The organism is Paraclostridium sordellii, assembly GCF_000953675.1.
Taxonomy (GTDB): domain Bacteria; phylum Bacillota; class Clostridia; order Peptostreptococcales; family Peptostreptococcaceae; genus Paraclostridium; species Paraclostridium sordellii.
The window spans coordinates 3,182,724-3,190,123 of sequence record NZ_LN679998.1 but is presented as its reverse complement, the minus strand read 5'-3'; the positions used below and the strand labels follow the sequence as shown (position 1 = coordinate 3,190,123).

Annotated in this window: 8 protein-coding genes and 3 tRNA genes; all 11 read left to right on the top strand. The window is 32.2% G+C overall.

Features of this window, described 5'->3' with window-relative positions:
• Positions 1-9: 9 nt before the first annotated feature.
• Positions 10-86 (top strand) — tRNA-Asp (locus ATCC9714_RS15420).
• Between the two features lie 9 nt (positions 87-95).
• Positions 96-170 (top strand) — tRNA-Gly (locus tag ATCC9714_RS15415).
• A 7-nt stretch (positions 171-177) separates the two neighbouring features.
• Positions 178-254: transfer RNA gene (locus tag ATCC9714_RS15410), tRNA-Arg, on the top strand.
• Between the two features lie 142 nt (positions 255-396).
• The gene (cdaA, locus tag ATCC9714_RS15405; protein ID WP_021127417.1) at positions 397-1,245 is read left to right on the top strand and encodes a diadenylate cyclase CdaA; all 849 of its coding nucleotides are present in this window, start codon (positions 397-399) and stop codon (positions 1,243-1,245) included.
• Positions 1,242-2,426, top strand: a complete 1,185-nt coding sequence (locus ATCC9714_RS15400; RefSeq protein ID WP_057574399.1) for a CdaR family protein — start codon at positions 1,242-1,244, stop codon at positions 2,424-2,426. Before cdaA ends, ATCC9714_RS15400 begins: the two co-directional genes overlap by 4 nt.
• Before the next feature lie 138 nt (positions 2,427-2,564).
• Complete coding sequence (gene ptb, locus ATCC9714_RS15395; protein WP_055332806.1) at positions 2,565-3,467, top strand: phosphate butyryltransferase; 903 nt, start codon at positions 2,565-2,567, stop codon at positions 3,465-3,467.
• A gap of 24 nt (positions 3,468-3,491) precedes the next feature.
• Positions 3,492-4,595, top strand: a complete 1,104-nt coding sequence (gene buk / locus ATCC9714_RS15390; protein WP_057545804.1) for a butyrate kinase — start codon at positions 3,492-3,494, stop codon at positions 4,593-4,595.
• Positions 4,596-4,607: 12 nt separating this feature from the next.
• Positions 4,608-5,285: a hypothetical protein gene (locus ATCC9714_RS15385; protein ID WP_054631741.1), complete on the top strand. Its 678-nt coding sequence runs from the start codon at positions 4,608-4,610 to the stop codon at positions 5,283-5,285.
• Positions 5,286-5,325: 40 nt separating this feature from the next.
• Positions 5,326-5,541, top strand: a complete 216-nt coding sequence (locus tag ATCC9714_RS15380) for a 4Fe-4S dicluster domain-containing protein (protein ID WP_021122061.1) — start codon at positions 5,326-5,328, stop codon at positions 5,539-5,541.
• Between the two features lie 24 nt (positions 5,542-5,565).
• The gene (locus ATCC9714_RS15375) at positions 5,566-6,648 is read left to right on the top strand and encodes a 3-methyl-2-oxobutanoate dehydrogenase subunit VorB (protein WP_054631740.1); all 1,083 of its coding nucleotides are present in this window, start codon (positions 5,566-5,568) and stop codon (positions 6,646-6,648) included.
• A complete protein-coding gene (locus tag ATCC9714_RS15370; RefSeq protein ID WP_021127423.1) occupies positions 6,648-7,400 on the top strand; it encodes a thiamine pyrophosphate-dependent enzyme in 753 nt (250 codons plus the stop codon). Before ATCC9714_RS15375 ends, ATCC9714_RS15370 begins: the two co-directional genes overlap by 1 nt.

Below are 7,400 nucleotides of genomic sequence, written 5' to 3'. Positions count from 1 at the left end.
ACCAATTGCGGCCTGGTAGTTCAGCTGGTTAGAATGCCAGCCTGTCACGCTGGAGGTCGAGGGTTCGAGTCCCTTCCAGGTCGCCAAATTTATATGCGGGAATAGTTCAGTGGTAGAGCGCAACCTTGCCAAGGTTGAAGTCGCGAGTTCGAATCTCGTTTCCCGCTCCACTATCGTGGGTGCATAGCTCAGCTGGATAGAGCAACGCCCTTCTAAGGCGTGTGTCCGGGGTTCGAATCCCTGTGCGCTCACCAATTTGTAAAAGAGTTTCACATAAGTGAAACTCTTTTTTTATATAAAAAAAAGTATTTTATATATAAATTGAATATAGCTAGATTAATATAGTATAATACATATTGTAAATACTTTGAGTATTATAAACAGGAGGAAAAAACTGTGTTTAATATAAATTCTTTTTGGGAAGGTTTTATTAGTTTAGCTAGAAATATAAGCATAGCTGATGTAGTAGATATTGCAATAGTCACATATATCTTTTATAAAATATATACTTTTATAAAAGATACTAGAGCAGAACAAGTTTTGAAAGGTATGCTTTTTTTACTAGTAGCAACAAAAGTTAGTGAGATATTTAATTTACATACATTATATTGGATGTTAGAAAATACTTTAACAGTAGGGTTAATAGCAGTACTTATAATATTCCAACCAGAACTAAGATCAGGGCTTGAATATATAGGTAGAACCAAGTTTTCATTTTTAGGTAAGAATAATTTCAATTTATCAGAAGACATGTTAAATAAAGATATAGAAGAGATTGTAGAATGTTTATATTCATTATCAAGACAAAAAATAGGAGCTCTTATAATAATGGAGAGGGATACTAAAATAGGTGAAGTTATAAATACTGGAACTATAATTGATGGAGATATATCAAGGCAATTATTAATAAATATTTTCATTCCTAATACTCCATTACATGATGGTGCTGTAGTAGTAAGAGATGGAAAAATAAAGGCTGCAGCATGTTTCTTACCACTTACAGAGAGCAAAGATTTAAGCAAAGATTTAGGAACAAGACATAGAGCGGCTATAGGTGTAAGTGAAATCTCAGATTGCTTGTCACTTATAGTATCAGAGGAAACAGGAGCTGTTTCTATAGCTAAATCAGGTAAATTATATAGAAATATGACTAAAGAACGATTAACAAATATATTACGTAGCAATTTAAAATCTAGCAACCAAAATCAAGAAAAAGGTTTTTTCAAAGGTGGTATATTTAGATGATAAATAAATTAAAAAATAATACTAAAATAAAGTTAATCTCTTTATTAAGTGCACTAGTCTTATGGTTATATGTAATGACAGTTGAAGATCCAGTAGAGACTAGAACGTTTAGTGATATTCCAATAACTATAACTAATATAAGTATGTTAGAGGATAGAGGATTAACTATATATCCAAAAGAAGAGTTACTAGCAGATATAGCTATAAAAGGAAATTTATCAAGTCTTAGACCGATAAATAAAAACAATATATATATATATGGAAGATTAGATGATCCTAAGGAAGGTAAAAATGCTATTTATTTACAAGCTAATTTACCAGAGCGTGTTAATAAATATGATATAAAGCCAACCGTTATAACTGTGGATCTTGAGAAGGTAATAACACAAAAAAGAAATATAGATATTGATATAAAAGGTGAATCTAAAATAGATATAGATAGCATACAAAAGAGCATTCAATCTGTAAATGTTACAGGACCAAGAACTCTTGTTAACAAAGTATCTTCTGTAAAAGCAGTGCTAAATGTATCTGAGAAAGAAAAAGATTTTTCTACAAAATTGAAATTAATTCCGATTGATAAAATCGGTGAAGAAGTTCAAGGAGTTAAGTTAGAGGATGAGTCTGTAGTTACTAATGTTAAATTTTTACAACAAAAAGTAGTACCTATAGATATAAAACTAGATAATAGTGATAACTCAATTAATTTAAAAGATTATAAGATAACTCCTGGGGAAGTAACTATACAAGGTAAAAAAGAAGATTTAGATAAAATAAATTCTATAAATACTCAAGCAATTAAATCTGAAGATTTAAAAGGAAATGATATAGAGGCTAAATTAGACATACCTAAAGGAATAAAAATAAATGATAATGTAACTTCAGTGAAAATAAATATAGATAAAAATATAACAAATGAATTTCTTATACCGAAATCAGATATAGATATTATGTCTAAGCAAACTGATAAAGAAAAAAATATAGATTTTACTAAAGCACCAGATAATATAAAGGTTATAATCACGCATTCAGCAGATTTAACGCATATAACGAAGTCTGACATACAACTTTATATAGATATAGATGATACATCTCAAGGTGAAGGTAAATACATTATAAAATATAAAAGTAAATATAATTTTAAAGATGTTAAGATAGAACCTCAATTTATAGAGATGTAGAGTAATATAACAAGATGCAACAAAAATTACTAAGTTAAATAAATATTTTTTGTTGCATCTTTTTTATTTTAGATATATGATAAAAATGTAAAGGAAAACAATTTCATAAAACTTTATATATTAAAATGGGGTGACGTATTGAGAAGTTTTAATGATGTAATTAGATATGCAAAAGAAAGAGGGCCTAAAACTATATCAGTAGCGTGTTCACAGGATAAAGAAGTTTTGATAGCTGTTGATATGGCTAAAAAAGAGGGTATAGCTAATGCTATACTAGTTGGAGATATAGAGAAAACAAATACTATAGCAAATGAATTAAATATAGATTTGAGTGGATATGATTTAATAGATGAAAAAGATCTAACTCAAGCATCTTTAAAAGCAGTAAGTTTGGTATCTGAAGGCAAAGCAGATATGGTTATGAAGGGATTGGTAGATACATCAATAATTTTAAAAGCAGTTTTAGACAAAGAAGTAGGGTTAAGAACTGGAAAAGTATTAAGTCATGTAGCAGTATTTGATGTTAATGGATATGACAGACTTTTCTTTATAACTGATGCTGCTATGAATTTAGCACCAGATCTTCAAACTAAAAAACAAATTATAGAGAATGCATGTATAGTAGCTCATGCCTTAGATATAGAAGAACCTAAAGTAGCAGCTATCTGTGCAAAAGAAAAAGTAAATCCTAAAATGCCAGATACAGTAGATGCAAAAGAATTAGAGGATATGTGTAAAAATGGGGAAATAAAAGGATGTATAGTAGGTGGACCTTTTGCTTTAGACAATGCAGTATCAGAAGAAGCTGCAAAACATAAGGGAATGGATAATCCAATTGCAGGGAAAGCAGATATACTTTTAGCGCCAGATATAGAAGCTGGGAATATACTGTATAAATCATTAGTATTTTTCGCAGAAAGTAAAAATGCTGGGGTAATAGTTGGAGCTAAGGCACCAATAATATTAACTTCAAGAGCTGATAGTGAAGAAACTAAATTAAACTCTATAGCATTAGGAGTTTTAATGGCTGCAAAAGGTTAAAACAAAATAAACAGGGGGCTTAATATGGAGAAAAAATTTAAAATCTTAACAATAAATCCGGGATCAACATCAACTAAGATAGCTGTTTTTGATAATGAAGAATTATTATTTGAAAAAACACTAAGACACACTTCAGAAGAAATAAGCAAATATCAAAAAATATCAGACCAATTTGAATTCAGAAAGAAAGTAATAGAAGATGCTTTAAAAGAAGGCGGAATAAGTACATCAGAATTAGATGCTGTAGTAGGAAGAGGGGGGCTTTTAAAGCCTATAACAGGTGGTACATACAGTGTAGATGATGAAATGATAGAAGACCTAAAAGTGGGAATTTTAGGAGAACATGCATCAAATCTAGGTGGATTAATAGCTAAAGAAATAGGAGATAGTGTAGGAATACCTTCATATATAGTGGATCCAGTTGTTGTAGATGAATTAAATGATGTAGCTAGAATATCAGGCATGCCTGAGATAACTAGAAAAAGTATATTCCATGCTTTAAATCAAAAAGCTACAGCAAGACGAGCAGCTAAAGATTTAAATAAAAAATATGAGGATTGTAACTTTATAGTTGCTCATATGGGTGGAGGAATATCTGTTGGAGCTCATTTAAAGGGTTCTGTCATAGATGTAGCTAATGCTTTAGATGGAGAAGGTCCATTCTCACCTGAGAGAAGTGGAGGTCTTCCAGTTGGAGATTTAGTTAAAATGTGCTTTAGTGGAGAATACACACAAGAAGATATAAAGAAAAGAATAAAAGGAAATGGTGGATTAGTAGCATACTTAAATACTAATGATGGTAGAGAAGTAGAATCTATGATAGAAGAAGGAAATGAGAAAGCTAAAATAGTATATGAAGCTATGGCTTATCAAGTTGCAAAAGAAATAGGAGCTTGTGCAGCTGTTTTAAATGGAGAAGTGGATGCAGTTTTATTAACAGGTGGAATTGCATATTCAAAGATGTTTACTAACATGATAATAGATAGAATAAAATTTGTAGCTCAGGCAAAGGTTTACCCAGGCGAAGATGAGATGATTGCTCTAGCTCAAGGTGGACTTAGAGTTTTAATGAAAGAAGAAGAAGCTAAAATATATGGTAAAGAATTAGCATTAGCTAATACTTTATAAAAAGGTGATCAAATGATATTAAATGACAAAAGAATTAGAATCATTATAGGTCACTATGGTAGTGGAAAAAGTGAATTTTCAATGAACTATGTTACGCGACTTAGAGATCTTGTAGATACTAAAGTAGCAATATCTGATTTAGATGTAGTTAATGTGTATTTTAGAACTAGGGAAAAAAGAGAGTTTTTAAAAGATAATCAAATACTTCCAATAGATAGTTCAGTACAAGCAACTACCTTAGATTTGCCAGCAGTGTCTGCACAGGTTACAGCTCCAATAACGGATAAGTCATACAATTATGTTATTGATGTTGGAGGAGATGATGTAGGAGCTAGGGTTTTAGGAAGATTTAGCCATCTAATAGAAGGTGATGATTATGATATGTTTTGTGTAGTAAATGCCAATAGAGAAAAAACTCAAACTGCGCAAGAGGTTATAAATCATATTAAATCTATAGAAAATACATCTAGATTAAGGGTAACAGGTCTTGTAAATAATACTCACTTAGTTAGAGAGACTACGATAGATGACATTATCAAAGGAAATGAGTTAGTAAAAGAAGTTTCTGACTTAACGGGTATACCTGTAAGGTATGTTACGTGTTTAGAAAGCTTGAGACCTCAACTTCCAAATAATCTAGAGGGTGAAATATTCCCAATTAAATTATATATGAGAGAAAATTGGATGTAATAGAGGTTTAAATATATACAGTTCAAGGGAGGCTAATTATATGGCTAAGGGAAAAGTAACTTTTGACCAAGACTTTTGCAAAGGATGTGGACTTTGTGTGCAAGCATGTCCAGTTAAAATTGTAGAAATAGACAATACTACAATTAACAATAAGGGGTATAATCCAGCAACTGTTGTAGAGCTAGATAAATGTATAGGTTGCGCAAACTGTGCAACAATGTGTCCAGATGCAGTTATAACAGTTGAGAGAGACTAAATATAATCTTAAGGGGGAATTAAAATGGCTAAGATACTTATGAAGGGTAACGAAGCAATAGGAAAAGCAGCTATGGAAGCTGGATGTAAATATTTCTTTGGTTATCCAATAACACCACAAAATGAGTTACCAGAATATATGTCTAAAGAGTTACCAAAGAACGAAGGAGTTTTTGTTCAAGCAGAGTCAGAAGTATCTGCTATAAATATGGTTTATGGAGCTGCAGGGGCAGGGGCTAGAGTTATGACATCATCATCTTCTCCTGGTATTGCATTAAAACAAGAGGGTATAACTTATATAGCAGGAGCAGAACTTCCATGCGTTATAGTTAATATAATGAGAGGTGGTCCAGGTCTTGGAGGAATACAACCATCTCAAGCTGACTACTTTATGTCAACAAGAGGTGGAGGTAATGGAGATTATAGAACTCCAGTTTATGCTCCAGCAACTGTACAAGAAGCAGTTGATATGGTTATGGAAGCTTTCGAAGTTGCTGATTATTATAGAACTCCAGTAATGGTAGTTGGAGATGGTATGATAGGTCAAATGATGGAGCCAGTAGAATTTAAACAACCTAAAAAGAGAAATTTAGCTCCAAAAACTTGGGCAAGTGTCGGAACTAAAATGGAAAGAAAACCAAATATAATAAATTCTTTATACTTAGATCCTAAAGCTTTAGAAGATCACTGTATAAATTTAGAAGCCAAATATAAAGAAATAGAAAAGAATGAAACAGATTGTGAAATGTATAAAACAGAAGATGCTGAAATAGTTTTTGTTGCATACGGAACTACTTCAAGAATAGTTAAAAATACAATAGAATCATTAAGAGAAGAAGGAATAAAGGCAGGACTTATAAGACCTAAAACTTTATGGCCATTCCCATTTGATGCATTTAATCATATACCACAAGCTAAAAACTTATTGACAGTAGAAATGAGTATGGGACAAATGGTAGAGGATGTAAGATTAGCTGTAGAAGGAAAAATACCAGTACATTTCTATGGAAGAACAGGTGGTATGATACCGTCACCAGCAGAAATAGCTGATAAAGCTAGACAAATAGTTGAAGAATCTCAAGAAGTAGCTATGGGAGGTGCTAGATAATGACAGTTGTATTTAAGAAAACAGAAGGATTAACAAATAAACATACTCACTACTGTCCAGGATGTACACACGGAATAATACATAGAATAGTGGCAGAAGTATTAGATGAATTAGGTGTATTAGGAGATACTATAGGGGTTGCTCCTGTTGGATGTTCAGTTTTAGCGTATGATTATTTCAATTGTGATATGCAAGAAGCATCTCATGGTAGAGCTCCTGCTGTTGCTACGGGTATAAAAAGAGTTCATCCTGATAAAGTAGTATTTACTTATCAAGGAGATGGAGACTTAGCGTCTATAGGTACAGCTGAAATAGTTCATGCAGCTGCTAGAGGGGAGAAATTTACAACTATATTCGTAAATAATGCTATATATGGAATGACTGGAGGACAAATGGCTCCAACAACTTTATTAGGTCAAAAAGCTACTACAGCTCAAAGTGGAAGAGATATTAACGTACAAGGGGCCCCTATAAGAATGGCAGAGATGTTAGGAACACTAGATAGAGCTGTGTTTGTAGAAAGAGTTTCTGTAGATACTCCAGCTAATGTAAGAAAGGCTAAAAAAGCAATAAAAAAAGCTTTTGAAGTTCAATTAGCAGGACTTGGATTTGGTATAGTAGAAGTATTATCTACTTGTCCTACAAACTGGGGATTAACTGCGCAAGACTCCCTGCAATGGTTAAGAGATAATATGATGCCATATTATCCAGTAGGAAACATTAAAGATGTTAAAGTTGAGGAGGCGAAGTAA

Bases quoted from the DNA above. Each gene is read 5' to 3' on its own strand.
- ATCC9714_RS15370 (WP_021127423.1), top strand. From the start codon at position 6,648: ATGACAGTTGTATTTAAGAAAACAGAAGGATTAACAAATAAACATACT.
- buk (WP_057545804.1), top strand. From the start codon at position 3,492: ATGGAGAAAAAATTTAAAATCTTAACAATAAATCCGGGATCAACATCA.
- ATCC9714_RS15375 (WP_054631740.1), top strand. From the start codon at position 5,566: ATGGCTAAGATACTTATGAAGGGTAACGAAGCAATAGGAAAAGCAGCT.
- ATCC9714_RS15385 (WP_054631741.1), top strand. From the start codon at position 4,608: ATGATATTAAATGACAAAAGAATTAGAATCATTATAGGTCACTATGGT.
- ATCC9714_RS15400 (WP_057574399.1), top strand. From the start codon at position 1,242: ATGATAAATAAATTAAAAAATAATACTAAAATAAAGTTAATCTCTTTA.
- ATCC9714_RS15380 (WP_021122061.1), top strand. From the start codon at position 5,326: ATGGCTAAGGGAAAAGTAACTTTTGACCAAGACTTTTGCAAAGGATGT.